28 protein-coding genes and 2 riboswitches are annotated in these 25809 nt (G+C 73.6%); of the genes, 15 read left to right on the forward strand and 13 right to left on the reverse strand.

The genetic code is table 11. The features are described 5' to 3' along the window. Positions 1-135: 135 nt before the first annotated feature. Both AB0A74_RS36670 and AB0A74_RS36675 read right to left on the reverse strand, forming a co-directional pair. Positions 136-342 carry a cold-shock protein gene (locus AB0A74_RS36670; protein WP_121223452.1) on the reverse strand — a complete coding sequence of 69 codons (207 nt, stop codon included), beginning with the start codon at positions 340-342 and terminating at the stop codon, positions 136-138. Between the two features lie 79 nt (positions 343-421). Beyond that, positions 422-1066, reverse strand: a complete 645-nt coding sequence (locus AB0A74_RS36675; RefSeq protein ID WP_358256919.1) for an AIM24 family protein — start codon at positions 1064-1066, stop codon at positions 422-424. Between the two features lie 84 nt (positions 1067-1150). Between AB0A74_RS36675 and glp the strand changes: the two genes are divergently transcribed. The 5 genes from glp to AB0A74_RS36700 all read left to right on the forward strand — a co-directional run bounded on the left by glp (position 1151) and on the right by AB0A74_RS36700 (position 8019). After that, positions 1151-2371 carry a gephyrin-like molybdotransferase Glp gene (gene glp / locus AB0A74_RS36680; protein WP_358256921.1) on the forward strand — a complete coding sequence of 407 codons (1221 nt, stop codon included), beginning with the start codon at positions 1151-1153 and terminating at the stop codon, positions 2369-2371. Between the two features lie 108 nt (positions 2372-2479). After that, positions 2480-3937: a M48 family metalloprotease gene (locus AB0A74_RS36685; RefSeq protein WP_358256923.1), complete on the forward strand. Its 1458-nt coding sequence runs from the start codon at positions 2480-2482 to the stop codon at positions 3935-3937. Positions 3938-4095: 158 nt separating this feature from the next. Then, positions 4096-4806, forward strand: coding sequence for a phosphatidylserine decarboxylase (locus AB0A74_RS36690; protein WP_343932897.1), 711 nt, complete (start codon positions 4096-4098; stop codon positions 4804-4806). 5 nt (positions 4807-4811) lie between these two features. Next, positions 4812-5780, forward strand: a complete 969-nt coding sequence (gene pssA, locus AB0A74_RS36695; RefSeq protein WP_358256925.1) for a CDP-diacylglycerol--serine O-phosphatidyltransferase — start codon at positions 4812-4814, stop codon at positions 5778-5780. Between the two features lie 76 nt (positions 5781-5856). Continuing rightward, positions 5857-8019 carry an AAA family ATPase gene (locus AB0A74_RS36700; protein ID WP_358256927.1) on the forward strand — a complete coding sequence of 721 codons (2163 nt, stop codon included), beginning with the start codon at positions 5857-5859 and terminating at the stop codon, positions 8017-8019. A gap of 27 nt (positions 8020-8046) precedes the next feature. Here AB0A74_RS36700 and AB0A74_RS36705 read toward each other — a convergent pair whose 3' ends face one another. Next, complete coding sequence (locus AB0A74_RS36705; RefSeq protein WP_358256928.1) at positions 8047-8673, reverse strand: LytR C-terminal domain-containing protein; 627 nt, start codon at positions 8671-8673, stop codon at positions 8047-8049. Beyond that, on the reverse strand, positions 8670-8981 hold the full coding sequence (locus AB0A74_RS36710) for a DUF3263 domain-containing protein (RefSeq protein ID WP_358256929.1): 312 nt from the start codon (positions 8979-8981) through the stop codon (positions 8670-8672). The genes AB0A74_RS36705 and AB0A74_RS36710 overlap by 4 nt, the downstream gene beginning before the upstream one ends. A 106-nt stretch (positions 8982-9087) precedes the next feature. On the opposite strand from AB0A74_RS36710, the gene AB0A74_RS36715 reads away from it, so the two are divergent. Continuing rightward, positions 9088-9675 (forward strand): peptide deformylase, encoded by a 588-nt coding sequence (locus tag AB0A74_RS36715; RefSeq protein ID WP_358256931.1) that lies wholly within the window; start codon positions 9088-9090, stop codon positions 9673-9675. Between the two features lie 87 nt (positions 9676-9762). Continuing rightward, on the forward strand, positions 9763-10359 hold the full coding sequence (locus AB0A74_RS36720) for a LysE family translocator (protein ID WP_358256932.1): 597 nt from the start codon (positions 9763-9765) through the stop codon (positions 10357-10359). On the opposite strand, the gene AB0A74_RS36725 is transcribed toward AB0A74_RS36720, so the two are convergent. Then, on the reverse strand, positions 10246-10872 hold the full coding sequence (locus AB0A74_RS36725; protein WP_358256934.1) for a hypothetical protein: 627 nt from the start codon (positions 10870-10872) through the stop codon (positions 10246-10248). The genes AB0A74_RS36720 and AB0A74_RS36725 overlap by 114 nt on opposite strands. Positions 10873-11559: 687 nt before the next feature. Continuing rightward, positions 11560-11683: riboswitch (TPP riboswitch) on the forward strand. Here AB0A74_RS36725 and thiC point away from each other — a divergent pair. The 4 genes from thiC (at position 11674) to AB0A74_RS36745 (ending at position 15707) form a co-directional block, all read left to right on the forward strand. Continuing rightward, positions 11674-13326, forward strand: coding sequence for a phosphomethylpyrimidine synthase ThiC (thiC, locus tag AB0A74_RS36730; protein WP_358256936.1), 1653 nt, complete (start codon positions 11674-11676; stop codon positions 13324-13326). Its footprint overlaps the riboswitch before it by 10 nt. A 1-nt stretch (position 13327) precedes the next feature. Next, a complete protein-coding gene (thiD, locus tag AB0A74_RS36735) occupies positions 13328-14140 on the forward strand; it encodes a bifunctional hydroxymethylpyrimidine kinase/phosphomethylpyrimidine kinase (protein WP_358256937.1) in 813 nt (270 codons plus the stop codon). A gap of 146 nt (positions 14141-14286) precedes the next feature. Further along, positions 14287-15099 (forward strand): class I SAM-dependent methyltransferase, encoded by an 813-nt coding sequence (locus AB0A74_RS36740; RefSeq protein WP_358256939.1) that lies wholly within the window; start codon positions 14287-14289, stop codon positions 15097-15099. A 35-nt stretch (positions 15100-15134) separates the two neighbouring features. Then, positions 15135-15707 (forward strand): VanZ family protein, encoded by a 573-nt coding sequence (locus AB0A74_RS36745; protein WP_358256941.1) that lies wholly within the window; start codon positions 15135-15137, stop codon positions 15705-15707. On the opposite strand, the gene AB0A74_RS36750 is transcribed toward AB0A74_RS36745, so the two are convergent. Continuing rightward, positions 15634-16239: a helix-turn-helix domain-containing protein gene (locus AB0A74_RS36750; RefSeq protein WP_358256943.1), complete on the reverse strand. Its 606-nt coding sequence runs from the start codon at positions 16237-16239 to the stop codon at positions 15634-15636. The genes AB0A74_RS36745 and AB0A74_RS36750 overlap by 74 nt on opposite strands. On the opposite strand from AB0A74_RS36750, the gene AB0A74_RS36755 reads away from it, so the two are divergent. Further along, entirely contained in the window at positions 16238-16669 is a 432-nt protein-coding gene (locus AB0A74_RS36755) for an SRPBCC domain-containing protein (RefSeq protein ID WP_358256945.1), read from the forward strand. The two genes, AB0A74_RS36750 and AB0A74_RS36755, sit on opposite strands and share 2 nt — an antisense overlap. 18 nt (positions 16670-16687) lie before the next feature. Here the strand turns inward: AB0A74_RS36755 and AB0A74_RS36760 are convergent, their stop codons facing one another. The 4 genes from AB0A74_RS36760 to thiO all read right to left on the reverse strand — a co-directional run bounded on the left by AB0A74_RS36760 (position 16688) and on the right by thiO (position 19180). After that, positions 16688-17119, reverse strand: coding sequence for a MarR family transcriptional regulator (locus AB0A74_RS36760; protein ID WP_358256947.1), 432 nt, complete (start codon positions 17117-17119; stop codon positions 16688-16690). A gap of 90 nt (positions 17120-17209) precedes the next feature. After that, entirely contained in the window at positions 17210-17968 is a 759-nt protein-coding gene (locus tag AB0A74_RS36765; protein ID WP_343932909.1) for a thiazole synthase, read from the reverse strand. A 1-nt stretch (position 17969) separates the two neighbouring features. After that, positions 17970-18170: a sulfur carrier protein ThiS gene (gene thiS, locus AB0A74_RS36770; RefSeq protein WP_343932910.1), complete on the reverse strand. Its 201-nt coding sequence runs from the start codon at positions 18168-18170 to the stop codon at positions 17970-17972. After that, entirely contained in the window at positions 18167-19180 is a 1014-nt protein-coding gene (gene thiO / locus AB0A74_RS36775) for a glycine oxidase ThiO (RefSeq protein ID WP_358256948.1), read from the reverse strand. The genes thiS and thiO overlap by 4 nt, the downstream gene beginning before the upstream one ends. After that, positions 19175-19286: riboswitch (TPP riboswitch) on the reverse strand. It overlaps the preceding gene by 6 nt. Before the next feature lie 44 nt (positions 19287-19330). Here thiO and thiE point away from each other — a divergent pair. Together thiE and AB0A74_RS36785 are read left to right on the forward strand one after the other, a co-directional pair. Then, on the forward strand, positions 19331-19984 hold the full coding sequence (thiE, locus tag AB0A74_RS36780; RefSeq protein ID WP_358256950.1) for a thiamine phosphate synthase: 654 nt from the start codon (positions 19331-19333) through the stop codon (positions 19982-19984). Positions 19985-19989: 5 nt separating this feature from the next. Then, positions 19990-20745: a class III extradiol ring-cleavage dioxygenase gene (locus AB0A74_RS36785; RefSeq protein WP_358256960.1), complete on the forward strand. Its 756-nt coding sequence runs from the start codon at positions 19990-19992 to the stop codon at positions 20743-20745. 133 nt (positions 20746-20878) lie between these two features. On the opposite strand, the gene AB0A74_RS36790 is transcribed toward AB0A74_RS36785, so the two are convergent. Both AB0A74_RS36790 and AB0A74_RS36795 read right to left on the reverse strand, forming a co-directional pair. After that, a complete protein-coding gene (locus tag AB0A74_RS36790) occupies positions 20879-22045 on the reverse strand; it encodes a S1 family peptidase (protein WP_358256952.1) in 1167 nt (388 codons plus the stop codon). Positions 22046-22467: 422 nt separating this feature from the next. Next, on the reverse strand, positions 22468-22977 hold the full coding sequence (locus tag AB0A74_RS36795; RefSeq protein WP_358256954.1) for a hypothetical protein: 510 nt from the start codon (positions 22975-22977) through the stop codon (positions 22468-22470). A gap of 88 nt (positions 22978-23065) precedes the next feature. Between AB0A74_RS36795 and AB0A74_RS36800 the strand changes: the two genes are divergently transcribed. Continuing rightward, a complete protein-coding gene (locus AB0A74_RS36800) occupies positions 23066-23986 on the forward strand; it encodes a threonine/serine dehydratase (RefSeq protein ID WP_358256956.1) in 921 nt (306 codons plus the stop codon). On the opposite strand, the gene AB0A74_RS36805 is transcribed toward AB0A74_RS36800, so the two are convergent. Next, positions 23983-25440, reverse strand: coding sequence for an MFS transporter (locus tag AB0A74_RS36805; protein ID WP_358256958.1), 1458 nt, complete (start codon positions 25438-25440; stop codon positions 23983-23985). The genes AB0A74_RS36800 and AB0A74_RS36805 overlap by 4 nt on opposite strands. Positions 25441-25809 lie beyond the last annotated feature (369 nt).

Raw genomic sequence — 25809 nt, forward strand, 5'->3', positions numbered from 1 at the left:
GTCCGGGCGTGGGCACGGGCGCAGGTCCGGGCGTCGGCGCGGGTCCGGGCACGCGTGCCGGCGCGAGCGCGGGTGCCGGTCGGCGTCCCGGCGCGGTGAACGGCCCGACCCGCCGCGTGGCGGGCCGGGCGGGGTTCACGATGCCTTCCGGACGTCCGCCGCCTGGCTGCGGCCGTCCCGGCCCGCCTGGATCTCGAACTCCACGCGGTCGCCCTCGGCCAACGTGCGGAAGCCTTCCATTTGAATCGCCGAGTAGTGCACGAAGACATCGGGCCCGCCGTCGGCGGCGATGAAGCCGTACCCCTTCTCCGAGTTGAACCACTTGACCGTGCCGACAGCCAAGACGTCCTCCTTCGAGAAATACCTGAGCAAACCGCCACGCTAGAGGCACGAGGGGGTTCGCCGATACCTCCTTATGGAGTCATGCGCGCATGCTGAATCCGTTGTCGCGCAACCAAGTGACGAGTCCGCGCGGACTGCGCGTCCGGGTCAGCACCAGGCCCGGTCCGGCGAAGTCGAACACGAGCCCGTCGCCGGTGCGCACCGATTGCGGCACGTCCGGGGTCAGGGCGCGCAGGCGGCACTGGAGGGTGTCGGCGAACCCGATGACGTGCCCGGCGTCGAGGGTGACCAGCTCGCCCGCGGCGAGGGTGACCACGTCGAGCGTGCCGTAGCAGCTCAGCACCACCGAGCCCGCGCCGCGGAAGTGGGTGAGGAAGCCGCTGTCGCCGCCGTGCAGGGCGCGCACCGGCGGCCCGGCGGGGTCGAGGGCGACGGTGACCGCGCCGGCCAGCCACGTGTTGCGGGCGACGCACCAGCCGGCGGTGCCGTCGAGTTCGAGGACGTGCAGGTCGCCGGGCAGCGGCGGCGCGACGTCGACCCAGCCGCCCTCGGGGCCGGCCGTGCACAGGGCCGCCTTGACGCCGGGCGCCTTGCCCCTGGTGTCGACGGTGACGCCGTAGCTGGTCGCGACCACCGACGACCGTTCGACGAGCACCGGCTCGGCGGGCGCGAGCACCAGCCTGGCCACCCCGAACGTCGGCGTGTGTCGCGTGCGGACCTGCACCGGAACCTTCCCCCCTACTGCGAACCGCGGCCGGTCACCTCGATCGTGCGGCCGGTCGGAGCAGTTTCGCACGCGCGCGGCAGGATGGTGGTCGTGTCGAACTCCGAGCCGTCGAAGCCCCTGACGCGTGTCGCCGACCACCGGGCCCGGGTGGCGGACCTGGTCGGCGTGATGCCGGTGGTGGACCTGCCGGTCACCGACTGCCTGGGCCTGGCGCTGGCCGCCGACCTGGTGGCCCCGATCCCGCTGCCGCCGTTCGACAACTCGGCGATGGACGGGTACGCGGTGCGCGCCGCCGACCTCGCGCGGGTGCCGGTGACGTTGCCGGTGGCCGACGACATCCCGGCGGGCAGGACCTCGCTGGTGCCGCTGGAGCCGGGCACCGCGCAGCGGATCATGACCGGCGCGCCCGTGCCGCCCGGCGCGGACGCCGTGGTGCAGGTCGAGTGGACCGACGGCGGGACCTCGACCGTCCGGGTGGACCGCGCGGTGGCGGTCGGGCAGAACGTGCGGACGGCCGCCGACGACGTGGCCGTGGGCGCGACCGTGCTGAGCGCCGGGACGCCGCTGGGCCCGGCGCAACTGGGGTTGGCGGCGGCGCTGGGGTTCGCGGTGCTGCCGGTGCGGCGGCGACCGCGGGTGCTGGTGCTGTCCACCGGGTCGGAGCTGGTGTCGCCGGGGACCGACCTGCTGCCGGGGCAGATCTACGAGTCCAACGGCGTGATGCTGGCGGCGGCCGTGCGGGAGGCGGGCGGCGAGGCGGAGCTGCTGCGGTTCGTGCCCGACGACGTGGACGCCTTCCACGCGGCCGTCGGGGCGCGGATCGCCGAGTTCGACCTGCTGCTGACCTCGGGCGGGGTGAGCGCGGGCGCGTACGAGGTGGTCAAGGACGCCTTCACCGGGCGCGGCGTGGAGTTCACGAAGGTCGCCATGCAGCCGGGCGGGCCGCAGGGCGCGGGCCGCTACCAGGGGGTCGCGGTGGCGACGCTGCCCGGCAACCCGGTGAGCGCGCAGGTGTCGTTCGAGGTGTTCATCCGGCCCGCGCTGCGGGCGGCGCTGGGGTTCGCGCGGGTCGAACGGCCCACCGCCACGGCCCGGCTGAGCGCCGGCCTGACCTCGCCGGCGGGGCGCACCCAGTTCCGGCGCGGCAAGTACGACCCGGTCTCCGGGCAGGTCGTCACGCCCGTGGGCGGGCCGGGGTCGCACCTGCTGTCGGCGCTCGCGATCAGCGACTGCCTCATCGAAGTGCCCGAGGACGTGACCGCGCTGGCCCAGGGTGACGAGGTGCTCATCCGCTTCCTGTAAGGGAAATCGCTTCGGGACCGCCGTCTGATCTGCGAAGATCCCGCGCGCAGTCCCCACCTGTCGGGGGTCCGTGGGGACGTTTCCTTTCGGGTGTCGTGGGGGTGGGGGATGGCGCGTTCGATCCTGGCCGTGGCCATGCTGGTCGGGTTCTTCGTGCTGGTGCTCGGGTTGACCGTCGGGCTCGGCGCGGTCGCCGTGGGCGCGGTCGGCACCGGGAACTTCAGCTATTGGGCGATCAAGGGCGGGCTGATCGCGGGCGCGGTGGCGCTCGCCGTCACCGGCGCGGTCTTCAAGGCGCTCAGGACGCGCGTGGAGCCCGAGGGCGTGCCGCTGACCCGGGCCGACCAGCCCGAGCTGTGGCGGGTCGTGGACGAGCTGGCGGAGGCCGTCGGCACCCGCGCACCCGACGACATCCGCCTCGTGGCCGGGGTCAAGGCGGCCGTGCGGGAGGAGGCGGGGCTGCTGGGCCTGCGGCCCGGGCCGCGCCACCTGGTGCTCGGCCTGCCGCTGCTGGCCGGGCTGACCGCCGGCGAGCTGCGGTCGGTGCTGGCGCACGAGCTGGGCCACTTCGGCGGCGGGCACACCAGGCTCTCGGCGTTGACCTACCGGGCCAAGGTCGCCCTCGAACGCACCGTGGACGGCCTGGCCGGCTCGATCGTCCAGGAACCGCTCGCCTACTACGCCAGGGTGTACGCGTGGGTCGCGGCCTCGGCGAACCGGCGGCGGGAACTGGCCGCCGACGCGGCCTCGGTGGCCGCCGCCGGCCGGGAGACGGCCCAGTCCGCGCTGCGCAAGGCCCTGCCCCTGGCCGCGGCCTGGAACACCTACCTGGACGACTACGTGTCCCTGGCCTCCGCCGCCGGGCGGACGCCGCTTCTGCTGGCCGGGTTCCGGTCGTTGTTGGCCGACCCCGAGCGGCAGGAGCAGCTCGCGGACGCGACCGACCGGCTGCTGGACGAGCAGCCCGCGTCGGTGTTCGACAACCACCCGCCGGTCCGGGAGCGGATCGCGGCCATGGAGGCGCTGCCGTCGCCCGTCGTGCCGGTGGCCGACCAGCCGGCGTCGGCGCTGGTCAGCCGCCTCGAAGAGCTGGCGGGGGGACTGGTCGCGGACGGCTGGGGGCCGGTGGCGGACTGGCCGGAGATCGTCCGGCTGGCCGGCGCGGCGCACGTCGCGCACGAGGCCGGCCTGCTGGTCGGGGCCGGTCGGGCCAGTCGGGTCGCGCCGGAGGGCACGCTGGACGCGTTGCTGACCGGGCTCGAACGGGGCGGGGTGCGGCGGATCGCCAAGCACCTGCTCGACGAGGACGTGCCGGCCGAGGAGTACGACGAGGTGGTGGTCGAGCTGGTGACCCGGCTGCTCGGCGCGGTGCTGCTGGACGAGCTGGTGCGGGCCGGGCGGGTCGAGTTCCGGCTCGATTGGGGCGGGCCGTGCCAGGTGGTGCTGGCGGACGGGACGACCGTGGACGCACCTGAAGTGGTCGCGCCGGCCGTGCGGGATCCGGCGAACGTGCCGCTGGTGCGCGAAAGGGTGAGCGCGTTGTGTGACAGAGCGCTCACGCGCTGACATTGAGTAAGCCATGTGACCCGGATTACACTCGACGCATGCTCGTCCGGTGGTGCGCGTGCGTTCGTCGGGGGACGCACGGGCACGCCGGACGGGGCCGGGTGCCGCCGGCGTAGCGTGTTGCCGGTCGAATGACAGTGCCCCGACCCGGAAGAGCCATGACCGTCGAACGCGACAACAACAGTGGTGCCGTCTCCCACTTCCTCGACCTCGCCAAGGGGATCGTCCCCCCGATGAACCCGGCGGGTCGCCCGTTCGTGCTGGGTGCGGCCGTCGGCACCCTCCTGCTGCGCCGGTTCTCCAAGCGCCTGGGGGTCGTCGGCGCCGTGCTGACCGCCTGGGTGGCGTGGTTCTTCCGCGAGCCCAAGCGGACCACGCCCACCCGTCCCGGCATCGCCGTGGCGCCCGCCGACGGCACGGTGTCCCACGTCGTCGAGGCGGTGCCGCCGGCCGAATTGGGCCTGGGCGCCGCGCCGATGACCCGGATCAGCGTGTTCCTGTCGGTGTTCGACGTGCACGTCCAGCGCGTGCCCGTGTCCGGCACCGTCAAGCAGGTGTCCTACCGGCCCGGCAAGTTCCTGTCCGCGGACCTGGACAAGGCCAGCGAGGACAACGAGCGCAACACCGTGTGGCTGCGCTCCTTCGAGGGCCACGACGTCGTGGTCGTGCAGATCGCCGGCCTGGTGGCACGGCGGATCGTGTGCCACGTGGCCGAGGGCGACAAGGTCGCGGTCGGCCAGACCTACGGCCTGATCCGGTTCGGCTCGCGGGTGGACCTGTACGTGCCGGCGGGCAGCCGGGTGCTGGTCGAGGCCGGGCAGAAGACCATCGGCGGCGAGACCGTGCTCGCCGAACTCCCGGAGGGCTGAGGCGGATGGCTCCCAGCGGCCCCGGGGTCCGGCTGCTGCCCAACGCCATCACCGTGCTGGCGATGTGCGCGGGCCTGTCGGCGGTGTACTTCGCCATCAACGGGTTCTACGGCGCGGCCATCGCGTCCATCGCCATGGCGGCGGTCTTCGACGGCCTCGACGGCCGGATCGCCCGGCTGCTGGACGCGACCAGCAAGATGGGCGCCGAGCTGGACTCGCTGGCCGACGCCATCTCCTTCGGCGTCGCGCCGGCGCTGGTCATCTTCGTGTGGAAGTTCGAGGACAGCCGCGAGGGCTGGGTCGTCGCGCTGATCTTCGCGGTGTGCATGGTGCTGCGGCTGGCCCGGTTCAACACGCTGCTGGAGGTGGAGCAGCCGCCGTTCGCGAAGGAGTTCTTCGTCGGCGTGCCCGCCCCGGCCGGCGGGCTGTTGCTGCTGCTGCCGCTGATCCTGGACGAGCAGGTGCGCCGGCCGGGCTGGTGGTCGGAGCCGTGGGTGGTCGGGGCGTGGACGGTGGCGGTGGCGCTGCTGCTGGTCAGCCGCATCCCGACGCTGTCGGTGAAGACGATCAAGGTCCCGCCGCGGGCGGTCGCGCCGCTGCTGGTCCTGGTGGCGCTGCTGGCGGCGGCGATCATCACGTTCCCGCTGGTGGCGCTGATCGCGGCGTCGCTGCTGTACCTGGCGCACCTGCCGTACTCGGTGCGCCGGTACCGGTGGCTGGCCAAGCACCCGGAGGCGTGGTCGGTGCCGGCGGCGGACCGCCGGGCGATCAAGCGGGCGCACGGCGTCGCGGCCCGGCGGTTGGGGCTGCGGCAGCCGTTGGGCGGCCGGGTGGCGGGCGCGGCGATGCGGGCCGTCCGCCGGCCGCGCCGGGCCGTGGACCCGACCCAGGTGGCCGCGGAGACCAACGGCCAGCCCGGCGCCAAGCGCCGCGGCTGGCGACAGATCGGCCTGCGCCGCCACCACCGCCCCTGACACCGCTCGGCCCGCAGGGTCACCGGCCCGGCGGGACTCGGACCCGCCGGGCCGATCGCTGTCCTAGGCTCTGGTCGTGATCACGTTGACGGCCCGCCTGTCGCCCTCCGCCCTCGACACCCGGCGCGGGGTCGTGCGGATGCACCCCGAGGTGCTCGACGCGCTGGGGCTGCGGGCCTGGGACGCGGTCAAGCTGACCGGGGCGCGGGTGTCCGCCGCCCTCGCCGCCGCCGGCGACGGGCCGCCCGGGGTCGTGTTCGTCGACGACGTGACGCTGTCCAACCTCGGCGTGGTCGAGGGGTCGGAGGTCGTGGTGACGCCGACCGAGGTCGCCGCCGCCCGGGTGGTGACGGTGGCCGGGTCGCGGCTGGCCGGCACGTCCCTGACGCCCGAGACGTTGCGGATGGCGTTGACCGGCAAGGTCCTGACCGTCGGGGACGCGGTGTCGCTGCTCCCCCAGGACCTCGCCCCGCCGCCCGGTGTGGACGTCAGCGAGACCCGGCGGAAGCTGTCCAACGCCATCGGCATGACGTGGACCAACGAACTGCTCACGATCACCTCCGTCGACCCGGCCGGGCCGGTGGCGGTGCAGCCCTCGACCGTCGTCGGGTGGCGGGACGGCGCACGGACGGGTGATCCCGCCCCCGAACCGGTGGTGACCGCCCCGCCCGTGGCGGCGGTGCCGATCGCGGACCTGGTCGGGCACCAGGACGCGGCGCGCCGGCTCACCGAGTGGCTGGACATCACCTTCCGGCACCCCGAGCTGCTGACCCGGCTGGGCGCGGCGCCCCGGTTGGCGGCGCTGGTCAGCGGCCCGGAAGGGGTCGGCAAGGCGACGCTGGTCCGGGCCGTCGCGCACGGCGTCGGCGCCGCGGTGGTCGAGGTGGCCGCGCCGAGCATCGCCGTGCTGGAGGCGAACGCGACGGCCGCGCGGCTGACCGACGCGCTGTCCACCGCCGGGACGCCCGTGGTGCTGCTGCTGACCGACGTCGAGGCCCTGCTGCCGGCCGCCGACCCGCCGCCGGTGGCGACGGTCGTGCTGGACGCGTTGCGCGCGGCGGTGGCCAGGCCCGGGTTCGCGCTGGTCGTGACGAGCGCGCACCCCGAGGCGGTGGACCCGCGCCTGCGCGTGCCGGAGCTGGTGGACCGCGAGGTCGTGCTGTCGCTGCCGGACGGCGTCGTGCGGACGGAGTTGCTGCGGGTGCTGCTGCGGGACGTGCCGCTGGAGCCCGACGTGGACCTCGGCGTGGTCGCCGACCGGACGCCCGGGTTCGTCGCGGCGGACCTGGTGGCGCTGCGGCGGGAGGCGGCGGTGCGGTCGGCGCTGCGCCAGCGGGACGTGGCCGAGCCGCACGTGGCGCAGCAAGACCTGTTGGGCGCGTTGGAGACCGTGCGGCCGATCTCGATGTCCACTTCGGACACGTTGCGGACCGGCGGGCTGACGTTGGAGGACGTCGGTGACATGGCCGAGGTGAAGCAGGCGCTCACCGAGGCCGCGCTGTGGCCGTTGCAGTACCCGGACTCGTTCGCGCGCCTGGGCGTCGCGCCGCCGCGCGGGCTGCTGCTGTACGGGCCGCCGGGGTGCGGGAAGACGTTCCTGGTGCGGGCGTTGGCCGGCAGCGGGCGGCTGAACGTGCTGTCGGTCAAGGGCGCCGAGCTGATGGACAAGTTCGTCGGCGAGTCGGAGCGCGCGGTCCGCGAGCTGTTCCGCCGCGCCGCCGAGGCCGCGCCCGCGCTGGTCTTCCTGGACGAGGTGGACGCCCTCGCGCCGCGCCGGGGCCAGTCGTCGGACTCGGGCGTCGGCGACCGGGTGGTGGCGGCGCTGCTGACCGAGCTGGACGGCGTGGAGCCGTTGCGGGACGTGGTGGTCCTGGGCGCGACGAACCGACCGGAACTGATCGACCCGGCCCTGCTGCGACCGGGCCGGCTGGAGCGCCTGGTGTACGTGCCGCCGCCGGACGCCGCGGCGCGGGCGGAGATCCTGCGGGCGTCGTCGCGGAACACGCCGTTGGCGTCGGATGTCGACTTGTCGGCTTTGGCGGAGGAGTTGGACGGGTACTCGGCGGCGGACTGCGCGGCCCTGGTGCGCGAGGCGGCGCTGACCGCGATGCGGGAGTCGCTGTCGGCGGCGGAGGTGACGGCGGACCACCTGGCGAAGGCGCGGACCGCCGTGCGGCCGTCGCTGGACCCGGTGCAGCTCGCGACCCTGGAGGCGTACGCGGAGTCCCGCCAGACCTGAGTTGCCCGGCAAGCGCTTGCGGTCGGCTCAGATCTTGCCGGACGGGCCCTGGTAGTCGTTGGTCACGATCACGATGATGCCCGGGTGCGCGCCCTCGATGCCGTCGAAGCGGGGCTTCACCTCGGCGCGCAGCGCGCGGGCCAGGGCCTGCGCCGACGCCTCCTCGTCCGTGCCCGGCCGGTAGTAGACCGTGGTGGTCGGGATTTGGCCCTGGGAGTAGTTGCCGGTCTCGGCGACCTCCCAGCCGACCTTGCGCACGTCGTCGGACGCCCGCGCCGCCAGGTTCTGGATGGTGCTGTTGTTGTAGACGCGCACCGGCGGCTTGGTCGTCGGCGACACCGGGGGCGGCGGGGTCGTGGTGGTGCCGCCCGGGACGCCGGTCGGTGCGGCCGTCGTGGTGCCGGCGGGTGGCGTCGTGGGGGAACCGGTGGTGGTCTGCGGTGCGCTGGAGTCCGTCGTGCCCGGGGTCTGGGTGTCGCTGCTCCCCGGGTCGGTGCTGGACGTGGCCGAGGGCTGCGCGCCCTGCTGGTCGTCGCCGTCGCCCGCGAACAGGCTGGCCACGCCGATCACGAGGGCGACGGCCGCGACACCGATCAGCGCGAGGCCCGCGGCGCGGGCGGGGTGGGCGGAACGGGCCGGCTCCGGGCTGCTCATCGGCGCTCGACACCCGGCCGTTCGACGCCGAGGCGGCGGGCCGCGCGGGCCCGCTGCCTGCCGGTCCGGGACCGGCGCAGCCGCTTCACCAGCATGGGGTCCGCCGCCAACGCCTCTTCCTTCTCCAGCAACGCGTTGAGCAACTGGTAGTACCTCGTCGGGGACAGGTCGAACAGCTCCTTGATGGCCTGCTCCTTGACGCCCGCGTACTTCCACCACTGGCGTTCGAAGGCCAGGATCGCGCGCTCCCGGTCGTCCAAACCGTCGTCCGGCCCCTCAGCCGGCGCCAGTGCCTCTGCGGCGTCCATCTGGCTCCTCAGCCCTACCTGGTGCGTCCGAGCCATTCAATCACGTGATCTTGGTCCGGGTCGGTTCATCGCCTCGGCGCGTCCTGTGGCGGATACGCTTGTCGCCATGTCAGTCCACCCCATCGTCATCGCCGGCGAGCCCGTGCTCCACCGCCCGACCAAGCCGGTCGAGGTGTTCGACGACGCGCTGCGCACGTTGATCAACGACATGTTCGAGACCATGGCGGCGGCGCACGGGGTGGGTCTCGCGGCCAACCAGATCGGCGTCGACCAGCGGGTGTTCGTCTACGACTGCCCCGACGACGAGGGCGTCCGCCACCGCGGCGTGGTGGTGAACCCGGTGCTGGAGACCTCCGAGGTCCCGCTGGGCATGCCCGACCCGGACGACGACTACGAGGGCTGCCTGTCCGCGCCGGGCGAGTCGTACCCGACGGGGCGGGCGTCGTGGGCGAAGGTCACCGGGTTCGACGGTGACGGCAAGCCGGTCGAGGTCGAGGGCACCGGGTTCTTCGCGCGCTGCCTCCAGCACGAGACCGACCACCTCGACGGGTTCCTGTACCTGGACCGGCTCGTGGGGCGGCACAAGCGGGCGGCGAAGAAGATGCTGAAGGCCAATGGGTGGGGCGTGCCCGGCCTGTCCTGGGACCCGGCGACCTCCGAGGACCCGTTCGCCGACGACGAGGACGACGACTGACCGACCGACCCGCTCCGCGGGCGAAAAGCACCGACCGACCCGCTCCGCGGGCGGAAAAGGCCTGGACGGCGGGGTGACGATGGCCTCATGTGGAGCAGCCTCGCCGCCTTCGTCGCGGCGTCCTTCCTGATCGCGCTGTCGCCCGGCCCCGGCACGGCGCTGGTGCTGCGGCAGTCGGTCCGGGGGCGGGCGGGTGCGCTGGCCACGGTCGCGGGCATGGAGGTCGGGGTCGCGGTGTGGGCCGTGGCCGCCGCGCTCGGGCTGTCCGTGCTGCTCACCGCGTCCGAGATCGCCTACCACGGTCTGCGCGTCGCCGGTGCGGCGTACTTGATCCACCTGGGTGTCTCCAGCCTGGTGAAGGCGGGCGCGCCGCTGCCGGACGGGTCGCCCGCGCGGCACGCGTTCCGGTCCGGGCTGGTGGTCAACCTGGCGAACCCGAAGCTGGGCGTGTTCGCGCTGTCGTTCCTGCCGCAGTTCCTGCCGCCGGACGCGGGGCGGGGCGCGTTGCTGGTGTTCGCGCTGGTGTGGGTGGTCGTGGACACGCTCTGGTACCTGGTGGTCGTGGGCGTCCTAGACCGGGTCCGCGGCCTTCTCTCCCGCACGCGGGTCCGGCGGGCGGTGGAGCGCGTGTCCGGGGCCGTGCTGGTCGGGCTTGGCCTTCGGCTGGTGCTCGACCCGCGCTGAGCGCCGCCAGGGCAGTTCGGGGAAGCCGGCCAGCTCGACGTGGGTGGTGCACGCGGCCAGCTCGGCGTACGCGCCCGCGATGACGTGCGCCCGGATGCGCCGCACCTGGCCGACCGTCGGTAGTTCGCCGACCAGCAGGAACGGCATGAGCAGCCGCCAGGCCCCGACCACCGTCGCCCGCCTCCGGTGCGGCGCGCGCAACACCGCACGCGCCACCCGCAACGCGTGCTCGCCGGCCGTCATGGCGTGCGGGTGACCGGCGTGGTCCCACGCCCACCGCAGCTCGTCGGCCGTCGCGCACCGCACGCAGTCCACGGGTCCGGTGGCGGGTTCCTCGCCGCAGTGCGCGCAGGTCACCAGGGTCATCGCCCAGTCGGTGCAGGTCCAGGGGTGCTTGCCCACCTCGTCGGCGAGCACCAGCTCGGCCAGCTCCTTCTCCCCCGCGCCACCCTCGGCGAGCTTCTCGGCGGCCAGCAGCTCCTGCCAGTCGAGCAGCCAGTACTGGTCGACCAACTCGGCGCAGAACCGACAGGCCGGGTAACTCCGCCCAGCCGGCTCACCGCACGACGGGCACGGCGAAACCGCAGCGGGCCGCGCCACGCGCCGTGCCCCGGGCGGGAAGGGCTGGTGATCAGCCACGCGGAGAAAGGTACGCGCAAAGGGCCGTCCTTGGCATCCGCGTGACGGCGGGTGGCGGGGAGCGGCGCGTGGCGGGCAGCGGCGCGCGTCGGCGGAGGGCGGGTGGCGCGTGGCGGCGGGCGGGCGACCGGCCCGGCCCGCGGCGAGCGGGGTCCAGCGCAACACCGCCCCAACCCGGCCACCACAGCGCGCCCCGCCACTTCAGCCGCCGCCCACTCAGCTCAACCCGGGCCGACCGCCGCGCTACCGACCCGACCGGGATGCCCGCCGCTGCCGACCGGGATGCCCGCCGCTGCCGGCCGCTGCCCGCCGCTGCCGGCCGCCGCTCGGCGGTGATCGCCTCCGCCCGCCTCCGCCCGCCTCCGCCCGTCGCTCGCTGATCGTCGTTGGCCGCCGCTGATCGCCGTCGTCGCTGGTGGAGCGGGTGGTGCGGGGCTGGTCGGCGTTGGTGGGTGTGGCCTCCGGCCCCCGGTTCCATTGTCCCACGTGGGTACGACAGGGCGGCTGGTGTGTGGTGGCCTTGGCATGGACGTGGTGGCCTGGCTATGGTCGGGCGGACAACTCAACACACGCGGGAGCTCGCGCCTCAGCGGGCTGAGAGGGCGGCTGGAGAGGACTCCGGTGCCGCCGACCGCCTGAACCTGACCGGGTAATGCCGGCGTAGGGAGGAATGTCGTGACGGCACTTGACGACCGTTCGGTGAAGCCGACTGTCACCACCGGCCCGATCTCGGGCTCGCGCAAGGTCTACCGCGAGGTGGCCGACGGGGTGAAGGTCCCGTTCCGCAGGGTGGAGCTCACCAACGGCGAGCACGTCGACCTCTACGACACTTCCGGTCCGTATACCGACTCCGACGCGACCATCGACGTCCACACCGGACTGCCCAGGCTGCGCGCCGACTGGATCGCCGCGCGCGAGCCGGTCAACGGGGCGGTGACCCAGTTGGCGTACGCCAAGGCCGGGATCATCACGCCGGAGATGGCGTTCATCGCCGCGCGCGAGAACATGAGCCCCGAGTTCGTGCGGGAGGAAGTGGCCATCGGCCGCGCCGTGATCCCGTTGAACCGCAACCACCCCGAGGCCGAGCCGATGATCATCGGCAAGAAGTTCCTCGTGAAGATCAACGCCAACATCGGCAACTCGGCCGTCACCTCCTCGATCGAGGAGGAGGTGGAGAAGATGGTGTGGGCCTCCCGCTGGGGCGCCGACACGATCATGGACCTGTCCACCGGCAAGCGCATCCACGAGACCCGCGAGTGGATCATGCGCAACTCGCCCGTCCCCATCGGCACCGTGCCGATCTACCAGGCGCTGGAGAAGGTCAACGGCGACCCGGCGAAGCTGTCCTGGGAGGTCTACCGGGACACCGTCATCGAGCAGGCCGAGCAGGGCGTCGACTACATGACGGTGCACGCGGGCGTCCTGCTGCGGTACGTGCCGCTGACCGCGCGCCGGGTCACCGGCATCGTCTCGCGCGGCGGGTCGATCATGGCCGCGTGGTGCCTCGCGCACCACAAGGAGAGCTTCCTCTACACGCACTTCGAGGAGCTGTGCGAGATCCTGCGCGCCTACGACGTCACCTTCTCCCTGGGTGACGGCCTGCGCCCCGGCTCGATCGCCGACGCCAACGACGAGGCGCAGTTCGCCGAGCTGCGCACGCTCGGCGAGCTGACGCACATCGCCCGCTCGCACGACGTGCAGGTGATGATCGAGGGCCCCGGCCACGTCCCGATGCACAAGATCGCGGAGAACGTGCGGCTGGAGGAGGAGTGGTGCGGCGAGGCGCCGTTCTACACCCTCGGGCCGCTGGCCACCGACATCGCGCCCGCCTACGACCACATCACCTCGGCGATCGGCGCGGCGCAGATCGGCTGGCTGGGCACGGCGATGCTCTGCTACGTCACGCCGAAGGAGCACCTGGGCCTGCCCAACCGGGACGACGTGAAGACCGGCGTGATCACCTACAAGATCGCGGCGCACTCGGCGGACCTGGCCAAGGGCCACCCGGGCGCGCAGGACTGGGACGACGCGCTGTCCAAGGCGCGCTTCGAGTTCCGGTGGGAGGACCAGTTCAACCTGTCGCTTGACCCGGACACCGCGCGCTCGTTCCACGACGAGACGCTGCCCGCGGAACCGGCGAAGACCGCCCACTTCTGCTCGATGTGCGGGCCGAAGTTCTGCTCGATGAAGATCACCCAGGACGTCCGGAAGTACGCCGAGGAGCGCGGACTGTCCACTGTGGAGGCGATCGAGGCGGGCATGGAGGAGAAGTCGCACGAGTTCTCCGACCAGGGCAACAAGGTCTACCTGCCGGTCGTGGCGGACTGACGTGCCCGCGACCCCACCGAAGGCCCTCACCATCGCCGGTTCCGACTCCGGCGGTGGTGCGGGCCTGCAGGCCGACCTGCGGACGTTCTTCGCGTGCGGCGTGCACGGCATGACCGCCGTCACCGCCGTGACCGTGCAGAACTCCCTGGGCGTCACCGGTTACACCGAGATCCCGCCGGAGACGGTCGCCGCGCAGATCGAGGCCGTGGCGACCGACATCGGGGTGGACGCGGCCAAGACCGGCATGCTCGCGTCGGCGGCGATCATCGAGGCCGTCGCCGCCGCGTGCGACCGGGTCCACATCGGACGGTCGATCCCGTTCGTGGTGGACCCGGTGGCCGCGTCCATGCACGGCAACCAGCTCCTGCGCGACGACGCCCTGGACGCGTTGCGCACCGAGCTGTTCCCGCGCGCGACCCTGGTCACGCCCAACCTGGACGAGGTGCGGCTGCTGACCGGGATCGAGGTCCGGTCGCACGACGACCAGCGCAAGGCCGCCGAGGCGCTGCTGGCGTTCGGGTCGAAGTGGGTGCTGGTCAAGGGCGGGCACCTGTGGGACGACCCGGGCTGCCTGGACGTGCTGTACGACGGGTCGGAGTTCATCGAGCTGCCCGGCCCGCGCTACGACGTCAAGCACACCCACGGCAGCGGCGACACGCTGGCGTCGGCCATCACGTCCCGGCTGGCGCGCGGCGAGGACGTGCCCACGGCGGTGCGGTTCGGCAAGGAGTTCATCGTGAAGTCGGTCGCGGCGGCCTACCCGCTCGGTGGGGGCGTCGGGCCGGTGTCGCCCCTGTGGCGGCTGGAGGGCTAGCGGGATAGCGTCGCGAGGCCGCGTCGGCTTGTCGCGCCGCTTTCCCGCCGATCAGCTTCTCCGATCGGCGGGAAAGCGGCGCGACAAGCCGACTTCCCGGCGGCCTCGCCGCGACGCCGGAGGCGGCGCAATGCAACACTGTGGGCGTGGACCGTGAACGGATCACGCTCACCGGCGCGCCCGAGACGATGCTGGCCACCCTCTACGGCCGAGCGCTCGACACACGCGCCAAGTCCCCGATCCTGAACGACACCGCGGCGGTGGACGCGGTGCGGCGCATCGACTACGACTTCCGGCGCACGGGCATGACCCCGTCGAGCGCGGCCGGGGTCGCCATGCGGGCCAAGCGGCTCGACGACTGGGCGCGGGAGTTCCTGCGCGCCCACGACCACGCCACCGTGCTGCACCTCGCCTGCGGCCTGGACACCCGCGTGTTCCGCCTCGACCCCGGCCCGCACACCCGCTGGGTGGACGTGGACCTCCCGCAGGTCGTGACGCTGCGGGAGCGGCTGCTGCCCGTCCCCACCGGCGACTACCGGCTGATCGCCGCGTCGGTCACCGACGACGGGTGGCTCGCCGAGGTGCCCGACGACCGGCCCACCGTCGTGGTCGCCGAGGGCCTGACGATGTACCTGCGCGAGCACGAGGTCAGGGCTCTGGTGGCGAAGGTGGTCGACCGGTTCCCGAGCGGGGAGCTGCTGTTCGACGTCTACGGGTCGTTCGGGATCAAGCTGCAGAAGCTCGTGCCCGCCGTGCGCCGGTCCGGCGCGACCCTGCACTGGGGCCTGGACGACCCGCGCGCGCTGGAGGAGTGGGGCGTCACGCTCGTCGAGGACGTGCGCAGCCTGGAGCTGCCGGAGATCGCGCGGATGCCCGCGTCGGGCCGCATCCCGCTCCGGGTCATGGCCAAGCTGCCCGGCGTCAGGGACGTGGGCCGGATCCTCAAATACCGGTTCTAGGCCAACCGGACCAAGACTCGCGCGTCTCCTAGGGCATGAGCGCACGACAGGACGCTTACATCGCGGAGTTGGTGTTGAGCCAACCCGAAGTGATCGCCGGCTTGTTCGTCGGGTGCCTGGGGATCGGCACGGCGGCGCTGTTCCTGGCCCGCCGGCTGGGGTGGCGGCCGGTGCCGGCGGCGTTGGCCGGGTGCGGCTTGGCGCTGGCCCTCGCCGTCACGCTGGGCCGGCCGGGCGTGCTGGACGCCGGGGTGCTCACCACCGACCCCATCGGCTGGTGCGTGGCCAACGAGTTCTCCCTCACCGGGTCGCTGCAACGCCTCAACCTGCTGATGCTGGTGCCGTTCGCGTTCTTCGCCACGATCGCGACCGGGCGGCCGGTGGTGGTGCTCGCGCTGTCCGCCGGGTTGAGCGGGACGGTGGAACTGGTGCAGGCCACCACGGGCCTGGGGGTGTGCGAGGCGCAGGACTTCGCCAACAACACCGTCGGCGCGACGTTCGCCGTGCTGGTCGCCTGGCTGATCACCCTGCTCGTCACAGCCGTGACAGGTAGCGCTCGTACAGAGCGCGGAGATCGACCCGCTCGGGATCCAGCAACCACAAGGTGACCGCGCCTTCGAGGAACGCCGCCAGCTCGGTCGCGGCCTCCTCGCCCAACAGCGCCGCGCACGCCGACCGCAGCGCCCGGCTGCGCGCGAGGAACCGTTCGCGCACCTCGGAACCCAGGGCCGCCAGGTGCTCGGCCTGCAGCACGACGTGCAGCGTGGCCAGGCCGGCGTGCTCCGCCGTGTGCTCGGCGTCGGCCAGCAACGCCGCGACCAGCCCGTCCCGCCCGCCGTCGAGGTGGCCGGAGACCCGGGCCGCCGCCCGCGCGTCGAACTCGTCCAGAACGGCTCGGAGCAGGTTCTCCTTGGACCCGAAGTGGTGGATGACCGCCGAGGGCGTCACCCCGGCGCGGGCGGCGATCGCGGCCACCCCCGTCCCGGCGTAGCCCTGCTGCCCGAACAGGTCGATGGCGGCGTCCACCATCGCGCGTCGCCGCTCGACGCCGCGCTTCTGCACCTGCCCCTTGACCCCTGCGATGGACGGGAGTTTATCGGGGTGCGGCGGCGGGCGGCGACCATTAACCTGCACGGCCATGCAGGAAAATGAGCTGAGGACCGAGATCCTCATCGACGCCCCGCCCGCCGCGGTGTGGGCGGTGCTGACCGACTTCGGCCGGTACCGCGAGTGGAACAGCCTGATCGAGTACGTGTCGGGCACGGCGGAGGAAGGTGCGGAGGTCCGCACGCGCGCGGCGTGGGGCTCACCGGCCGAGCGCGAGTTCGAGGGCCGCATCACGGCCGTGCGGCCGCCGTCCCTGCTCGCCTCGGAGGGCGGCGACCCGGAGCTGTTCTTCGGCCGCCACCGGTGGGAGCTGACCCCCGAGGGCACGGGGACGCGCATGGTGAACCGCGAGGTGTGGACGGGTCCGCTGGCGGAGTCGGTCTACGCGCAGAGCAAGGACCTGCTCACGGCCGAGTTCGAGGCCTTCAACCAGGCCCTGAAGGCCGAGGTCGAACGCCCGTGACGGGGCGGGTCGGCGGGGTCAGCCGACCTCGCCGACCAGTTCCTCCAGCGCCGGCAGGGCGTCCAGCAGGGCGGTCCGGTGCTCGGGGGACAGCTCCTCGATCCGGCGCTGCAGCTCCCGCACGCGCGCCGACCGCACCCCGGACACCATGGTCACGCCCTCCGGCGTCGGGGTGGCCAGCCACGCCCGGCCGTCCTGCGGGTCCGGGTCGCGCTTGACGTAACCGGCCTCCACCAGCGCCGCCACGATGCGGGACAGGGTGGGCGGCGCCACGCCCTCCTTCGCGGCCAGGTCACCCAGGCGCATGGGGCCGCAGCGGGCCAACGTGGCGAGCGCGGACACCGCGCCGGGGCCGAGTCCCGGGGACCCGGTGCGGCGCAGCAGCCGCGACAGCCTGCCGATCGCGAGGTACAGCCGGGCGGTGGCGTCCTCGACCTGCTCGGCGGCCATCGCACCTCCAACGGACACGAAGGGTGGAATGAAGCATCCATCATGCCGGGTGCACCGCCGACCGCCACCGCCCGTCGGGTGATCAACGCATCAGACGTCCGGCGCAGGACTGGACGCGTGGGCCCAGAACCGCTGCGGGATGCGGCCCGCCAGCCGGGCCAGCCTGCCCGCTTCCACGCCGGCGCGCATGGCCGCCGCCATCCGGGCCGGGTCCTGGGCCCGGGTCACCGCAGTGGCCAAGAGCACAGCCGAACAGCCCAGTTCCATGGCCAGCGCGGCGTCCGAGGCGGTGCCGATGCCCGCGTCGAGGATCACCGGCACGCCCGCGCGGGCCACGACCAACTCGATGTTGTGCGGGTTGCGGATGCCCAGCCCGGTGCCGATCGGCGAGCCCAGCGGCATGACGGCCGCGCAACCCACGTCCTCCAGGCGGCGGGCCAGCACCGGGTCGTCGTTGGTGTAGGGCAGGACCACGAACCCGTCGTCCACCAGCCGCTCGGCGGCCTCCACCAGCTCGATCGGGTCCGGCAGGAGGGTCTGCTCGTCGGCGACGACCTCCAGCTTGACCCAGTTCGTCTCCAACGCCTCGCGCGCCAGCCGGGCGGTCAACACGGCCTCCGCCGCGCCCCGGCAGCCCGCGGTGTTGGGCAGCACGTCGATCCCGAGGCGGCGCAACAGGTCCAGCACGCCGCCGCCGGCGGAGTCCAGGCGGCGCATGGCCACCGTCGTCAACTCGGTGCCCGACGCCACCAGCGCCTTCTCCAGCACGGCCAGGTTCGCCGCGCCGCCGGTGCCCATGACCAGCCGGGACCCGAACTCCCGGCCCGCGATGACCAGCGGATCGTCCACGTCAGCCTCCCTGCACAGCGGTGAGCACCTCGACGGCCGCGCCCTCGGGCACCGGGGTGGACGCCCAGGCGGCGCGCGGCACGACCTCGCCGTCCAGCGCCACGGCGACCCCGGAGGCCGGCGCGCCCAACAGGTCCAGGACGGCCGCGACGGTCGCCCCGTCGGCCAGTTCCCGCTCCTGACCATTCACCCGAGCCTTCACCCGTGTCCTCCTTCGCGAGCTTCCCGGAGCAGGTCGAGCACCCGTCGCGCCGTCACGGGCGCGAGCAGCAGACCGTTGCGGTGGTGGCCGGTGGCGGCCAGCACGCCGGGTTCGAGCCACCGGACGACCGGCGCGTTGTCCGGGCTGCCCGCCCGGAACCCGGCGGCGCACTCGGCCAGCGCGTACTCGGCGATCCCCGGCCACACCACCTCGGCGTCGCGCACCAGGTCCCGCACGCCGCCGACGGTGACGTCCGCGTCGAACCCGGCCTCGTACTGGGTCGCGCCGAGCACCAGCCCGTCCGCGCGCGGCACCAGGTAGACCGGGCGGCCGGAGACGTGGGCGCGGAGGGTGTGCGTGGGCGGCGGCAGCGCGCCGGGCCTGGTCCGCAGCCGCAGGATCTCGCCCTTGACCGGCCGGATCACGTCCTTCAGGGCCGGGTGCAGGTCCCGGCTCCACGCCCCGGCGGCGATGACGGTGACCGCCGAGTCCACTGTGGACTTCCCGGTGAACCGCACGCCGTTCTCGGCGCACGCCCGCCGCAGGGCGTCGAGCAGGAGCCGGTTGTCCACCGACAGGTCGCCGGGCACGGACAGTCCACTGCGGACGGTCGGACCGAGGCCGGGTTCCAGCGCGCGCAGCTCGCGCCTGGTCACCCGGTCGGCCGCGCGGCCCATCCGGCCCAGGTAGGCGCACAACTGGTCCAGCACCTCGGCGTCCGCGGCGTCGACCGCCACGGCCAGCGTCCCGACCCGGCTCAGCGGCACGTCCAGCGCCGCCGCGAACCCCGGCCACAGCTCCAGCGACTCCACGCCCAGGGCCAGCACGTCCTCGTCACCGGGCCACGCCTCGGTGATCGGCGCGAGCATCCCGCCCGCCACCCACGACCCGCCGTGCGGCGACGCGTGGTCGACCACGGTCACGTCGAACCCGTCGCGCGCCGCGAACCACGCGGCGGACAGCCCGACGACACCGCCGCCCACGACGGTGATCCCACTCGCACTTGCCAAGGCACTCACGCTCCCTGCGCCGGCATGACCCGGATCAGGTTCGACGGTCGGAGCGAACCACGCTCCCTCTCAGCCCGGTGTTCTCCAGGCTCCCGTGCGGACCACGTCCACCGTAGCGCACGATTCCGGCCGGCGGTTACGGTGCCGGGCGTGCCAGGACTCGACGGAACGCAAATCAGGCGGCGGCTCGCCGACTCGCTGCTCTACCTCTGCACGCCCACGCGGCCCGACCTCGCGGACTTCGCCGACGCCGTGCTGGCGGGCGGCGTGGACATCGTGCAGTTGCGCGAGAAGGGCCTGGAGGCCAAGCAGGAGATCGCGGCGCTGGAGGTGCTGGCCGAGGCGTGCGCCCGGCACGGCGCGCTGCTCGCGGTCAACGACCGGGCCGACGTCGCGCACGCCGTGGGCGCGGACGTGCTGCACCTGGGCCAGGACGACCTGCCGGTGCCGGCCGCCCGCCGCGTCCTCGGCGACGACGTGGTGATCGGGCGCTCGACGCACGACGTGGACCAGGCGCGGGCGGCGGCGATCGAGCCGGGCGTGGACTACTTCTGCACCGGCCCGTGCTGGCCGACGCCGACCAAGCCGGGCCGCCCCGCGCCGGGCCTGGACCTGGTCCGCGCGACCGCCGGGGCGACGGACCGGCCGTGGTTCGCCATCGGCGGCATCGACCGCGAGCGGCTGCCCGAGGTGCTCGCCGCCGGCGCGTCGCGCGTGGTCGTGGTGCGCGCCATCACGGACGCGGAGGACCCGAAAACCGCCGCAGCATCGTTGAAACTTCAACTAAAAGGCGTACAGTCGTAGGCGTGATGCCTGTGCTGTACCTGGGCCACGGGGCTCCCCCGCTGGCCGACGACGAACGGTGGACCGGCGAGCTGAGGTCGTGGTCCGCGACGCTCCCGCGCCCGGAGTCGATCCTGGTGGTGTCCGCGCACTGGGAAGCGGACCCGCTGACGCTCGGCGCGACCACGACCGTGCCGCTGACCTACGACTTCTGGGGCTTCCCGCAGCGGTACTACGAGGTCACCTACGAGGCCCCCGGCGCGCCCGAGCTGGCGGCTTCGGTGGCCAAGCTGGTCGACGAGCCCGTGCACCGGGACGAGGCGCGCGGGCTCGACCACGGCGCTTACGTGCCGTTGAAGGAGATGTTTCCCGACGCGGACGTCCCGGTGCTCCAGATGTCCATGCCGACCCTGGACCCGCGCCGGCTGTTCGAGGTGGGTCGGCGGTTGGCCCCGCTGCGCGACCAGGGCGTGCTCATCGTCGGCAGCGGGTTCATGACGCACAACCTGAGCTGCGTCGACATGCGGCAGGGGCCGGACTACGCGCCGCCGTCGTGGTCGGCGGAGTTCGACGACTGGGCGGGCCGGGCACTGGTCGAGGGCGACGTGGACGCGTTGCTGGACTTCCGGCACAAGGCCCCGGCGGCCGGCGTCGCGCACCCCAGGACGGAGCACTTCGCGCCGCTGTTCGTGTCGTTGGGGGCGAGCGCGGACCAGGAGGCGGCCACCACGGTCGAGGGCTTCTGGTACGGCCTGTCGAAGCGGTCCGTGCAGTTCTCATGACCCGCTGAGCCGCGAGCCGCGAGCCATCCGACGCGGCACCCCCGGGGCCTGAGGGGGAGGAGGGACAGGCCCCGGGGGTGCTTTCACGCGGTGCGCGGTCCGCAGGGGGAAGTGACCGCGCGCCCCAAGTGCGTCACCCGATCGTCAGGCGCAGGCCGTAGACGCTCAGGATCTCGTTGAGCGGTTGGAAGTAGGTCGTGCCGCCCGAGGAGCAGTTGCCGGAACCGCCGGAGGTCACGCCCTGGGCCTGGCCGAAGCTGGTGCCCGCGACCCACGAGCCGCCCGAGTCGCCCGGCTCCGCGCAGGCGCTGGTGCGGGTCAGGCCGTAGACCGTGCCCTGCGGGTAGTTCACCGTCGAGTTCTTGGCCTGGACGGTGCCGCAGCGCCAGCCCGTGGTGGAGCCGGAGCGGCAGATGGTCGCGCCGACGGCCGCCTCCGACGAGCCGCGGACGGTGACGTTGGTGCCGTTGTAGCGGTTCACCCACGGCCGCGAGGTCCAGCTGGAGTTCGTCGCGACCCAGGCGTAGTCGTTGCCGGGGAACGACGAGCCGCGGAACGTGCCCTGGGACACGCGGTTGTAGCCGGTGGTGGTGGTGCCGACCCGGCCGCAGTGCCCGGCGGTCACGAAACCGCCCGACACCGAGAAGCCGACCGAGCACCGGCCGCCGCTGCCCATGTAGTACGCGTCACCGCCGCGGGTGTCGTACAGGGTCGTCGGCGAGTGCTCGACCTCGACCACGCGGACCGCCGGGCTGACGGCCTTCGCGGTCGCGAGGAAGCTGTCGGCCGCCGCGTCGCGGACGTGGCGGTTGACCTCGACGACGACGGAGTTGCTCTTGTCGTCCACCCGCCAGCCGGTGATGGCCTGCGGCGCGGACAGGGTGTCCAGGGCGGTCTTCGTCCCGACCAGCGAGCGCTGGGAGAACGGGATTACCCGCGGCTCGGCGCCGTGGGCGCGGACGGCGTCGCTCTTCGCGGCGTCGGTGACACCGACGGTGAGCTTGCCGGTGGCGGAGTCGATCCACGCGCCGGCGAACGTGTCGCCGAGCACATCGCGGACCTTCGCCTCGGCTTCACCCGACCTGGCGTCACTCGCCAGACGGACGCGGGCCTGTTCCGCGTTCAGGCCGAGGTCGCGTTGCACCGCTTGGAGCAACTCGGCCGGGTAGCTCTCCGTGTCGGACGCGGTTGAGCCATAGGGGGCGGCAGGGTCCGCGTTCGCCGGTACGCTGAGAGCTGTAGCCGCGCCGGTGGCGAGCAAAGCAGCCGCGGCGAGGCGGGCCGCACTCGTGCGGTTCATTTAGGCGTCTCCCTCATCTTCGGGTGCAGGGAACCCGAGAGCCTGGTTGCAGGGACCGCTCTCGGGGGCTCTAGGGGGACGGGTGGTGGGGCGGCGGCAGGGGTCGCCCCACCCCTTTTCTGTCTTCCGTCGCGTGCAGGGGCGCCGCGACCGTCCTCACGGCGCGCTCGGCCCGGGCGGCGGGCGCTCGCAGCTCCCACATCCGGCGCCTCCCTTCCCGGTCGCTACCGACCAGTACTCGCCCGTTCGAGCGACGTTATCAGGCTGTTACCTATGACGGCGCAGTCCATCTGAGCGCGAAGTGTGTCACAGCTCACGACCGTTTGACTGCGCTGTGTAGCGTTTGACAGTTAACTCTCACTCAAGGTAATGAGACGATCACCGATTTGGGGTGATTTGCCAGAAGTAAGGGCTTCGGCGATTCATGGCCCTGAAGTGTGAATGCTGCTGCTCTGGTCGGGTGACACCGAAGAGCTTCCCGTGGTCGTCGGAGTAGTCGTCGACGCCGGCGGTGTCGTGGTTGGCGCAACGGACGACCCGGTGGTCGTCGTGGTGCCGGTCGCGGTGGTCGTGGTGCTCGTCGTGGATTCGGGTGGGCCGGCCCGGTCCGGAGCGGGATCCTGGTGGGTCGTCGGCACGGGTCCCGGCACGGCGGTCCCCCGCACCCGCTCGGCGCTGCCGAACGCCACGACCCCCACCACGAACACCAGCGCGGCGCTCAGCCCGGCCGCCGCCCACCGCACCCGCGTGCGTTCGATCGAGTGCTGGTAGAGCGCGGCCCCGACCGTGCTGACCACGCTCGCCACGGCCGCCCCGACCACCGTGCCCGCGAGGTTGAGCTTCGCCCCGAGCACGGCCGCGGTGACCGCCCCCAACGCGCCCGCGACGACCTGCGCGGGCTTGATCTCCAACTTCTTCTCCTGGTCAGCCATCTCCTCCGGTGGACGGGCCGCCGCCCCGGCGGGTTGGCCGGCCGTGAGGACCGCAACAGCACCCGCCGGCGCGGGCCATGATCGGGGCATGCGACTCGTGACGATCGACGACATCCGGTCCGCCGCCGCCGTGCTCGACGGCGTGGTCGTGCGCACGCCGCTGCTGCGGTTCGACGACGGGCTGTGGCTCAAGCCCGAGAGCCTCCAGGCGGTCGGGGCGTTCAAGGTCCGGGGCGCGTACCACGCGCTGTCCCGGCTCGCGCCCGACGTGCGGGCCCGGGGCGTGGTCGCGTACTCCAGCGGCAACCACGCGCAGGCCGTCGCCTACGCGGCGCGGCTGTTCGGGGTGCCGGCGGTGATCGTCGTGCCGGACAACGCGCCCGCCGTGAAGGTCGCGGCGACCCGGTCGCACGGCGCGGAGGTCGTGCAGGTGCCCATGGCGCAGCGCGAGCAGCGGGCCCACGAGCTGGCCGAGGAGCGCGGGGCGACGCTGGTGCCGCCGTTCGACCACCCCGACGTGATCGCCGGGCAGGGCACGGTGGGGCTGGAGGTCGTCGCCGACCTGCCGGACGTGGCGACCGTGCTCGTGCCGGTCAGCGGCGGCGGGCTGATCTCCGGGGTGGCGACGGCGGTCAAGGCGGTGCGCCCGGCCGCCCGGGTGGTCGGGGTGGAGCCGGAGCTGGCGGCGGACGCGGCGGCGTCGTTGCGCGCGGGCGAGCTGGTCCGGTGGCCGGCGGCGGACCGGGAGCGGACCAGCGCGGACGGGCTGCGGGCGCAGCCGTCGGAGTTGACGTTCGCGCACATCCGGGAGCTGGTGGACGACATCGTGACCGTGTCCGAGGCGGAGATCGCGGCGGCGGTGGGCCGGCTGGCGCGGCAGGCGCGGCTCGTGGTGGAGCCGAGCGGGGCGGTGACGACGGCCGCGTACCTCAAGTCGCCGTCCGCGCGGACCGTGGCCGTGATCTCCGGCGGGAACGTGGACCCGGAGGTGTTCGCGACGATGCTCTAGGTGCGCACGCGGGGCGGCGGGGCGTCCACACCGCACGCGTGGCACTCGTGGCCGGGCTCCCGGGGCCGGAGGACGTCGTTGTCCGTCCCCAGGGCCAGCAACCCGCCCACCGCCGACGCCACCGCGCACAGCAGCAACGCCGTCTGCCACCCGCTGGTCATCGCCGCGGGGTCGGCGTACCGGTCGCCGGTCAGCCCGACGGCGGCGGGCAGCACGGCCACCGCGAGCAGGCTGCCGGTGCGCGCGACCGCGTTGTTCACGCCCGAGGCCACGCCCGCGAACCGGTCGGGGGCCGCCGCCAGCACGGTCGCCGTCACCGGCGCGACCACCGCCGCGAGCCCCAGCCCGAACACCAGGACGCCCGGCAGCACACCGGTCGCGTAGGACGCCCCGGGTTCGGCCAGCCGAAGCAGGAGCATTCCACCCGCCACGAGCAAAGGTCCGATGACAAGCTGCGCACGCGGCCCGATCCGCTGGGCCAGCCGACCCGACCGGGCGGACAGCGCGAGCATGATCACGGTGATCGGCAGGCTCGCCAGCCCGGCGGCCGTGGGCGAGTACCCGAGCGACACCTGGAGCTGGAGGACCATGAGCACCATGACCCCGCCCAGCGCCGCGTAGACGAGGAACGTCAACCCGTTGGCCAGCACGAATGTTCGATCGCTGAACAATTGGGGCGGCACCAGCGCGTCCCGCCCGCGCCGCTGGAACAGCACGAACGCGACCAGCCCGACCACGCCCACCACGGCCGCGCCGACGACCAGCGGGTCGAGCCCGCGCACCGGCGCCTCCACCAACGCCCCGGTGATGCCGGCCAGACCCAAAGCTCCGACTACTGACTCCACGAAGTTCGGCCGGCCGGTCATCTGCTCGTCCCGCGACTCGGGCACCTTGGTCCGCGCGAGCCACACGCACACCACCGCGACCGGCAGGTTGACCAGGAACGCCAGCCGCCAGGACCAGACCTGCACCAGCAGGCCGCCGAGCAGCGGCCCGACCGCCGTGGCCACGCCGGACAGCCCGGACCAGGCGCCGATCGCGCGGGCGCGGTCGTCCGGGACGAAGGCGGACTGGATGATCGCCAGCGAGCCGGGCGTGAGCAACGCGCCGCCGACCCCTTGCAGGACGCGCGCGGCGACCAGCAGCTCGGTGGTCGGCGCGAGCCCGCACAGCAGCGAGGCGATCCCGAACCAGACCACCCCGAACACGAACACCCGCCGCCGCCCGTACCGGTCCCCGAGCGAGCCGGCGACGAGGATCAGCGCGGCGAGGGAGAGCAGGTAGCCGTCGAGGATCCACTGGAGCCCGGCGACGTCGGCGTCCAGCTCGGCCCCGATGCGCGGGAGGGCGACGTTGACGACGGTGCTGTCGAGCATCGCCATGCCCGACCCGAGGATCGTCGCGGCGAGCACGGCCCGAGCGCGCGGAGTACCCCAAACGACGGTGTTCGCCACACCCCCCATTGTGACCGCCGCCCGATCAAGCCGCCGGCCTCCGGCCCCCGACACCATGATCGCACGCGCCACCGACAACCAGCCCCGACGACGACAGCGCGGGCCCAGCGGACGGAACCCAGCCGCACCACCCGCCCGCCGCGCCCCAGCCGCGCACCCGCCCGCCGCACGCCGGCAGCCGCCGACGCTCCCCGGCAACCGACCGAGCACCGCCGGTTCGGGCTGCCGACCACCGCGCGAGGCCGCGTCGGCTTGTCGGGGGGGGGGGGGGGGGGGCCCCACACCCACCAACGGGGAGGAAGATGCCCCCGCCGGCAGGCCAGGAGCGGAGCGGGCCGGCGCCCGCCCGGCGGGCGGGACGAACCAAAC

The sequence above is a fragment of the Saccharothrix sp. NPDC042600 genome (assembly GCF_040647305.1).
Classification (GTDB): Bacteria; Actinomycetota; Actinomycetes; order Mycobacteriales; family Pseudonocardiaceae; genus Actinosynnema; species Actinosynnema mutabilis.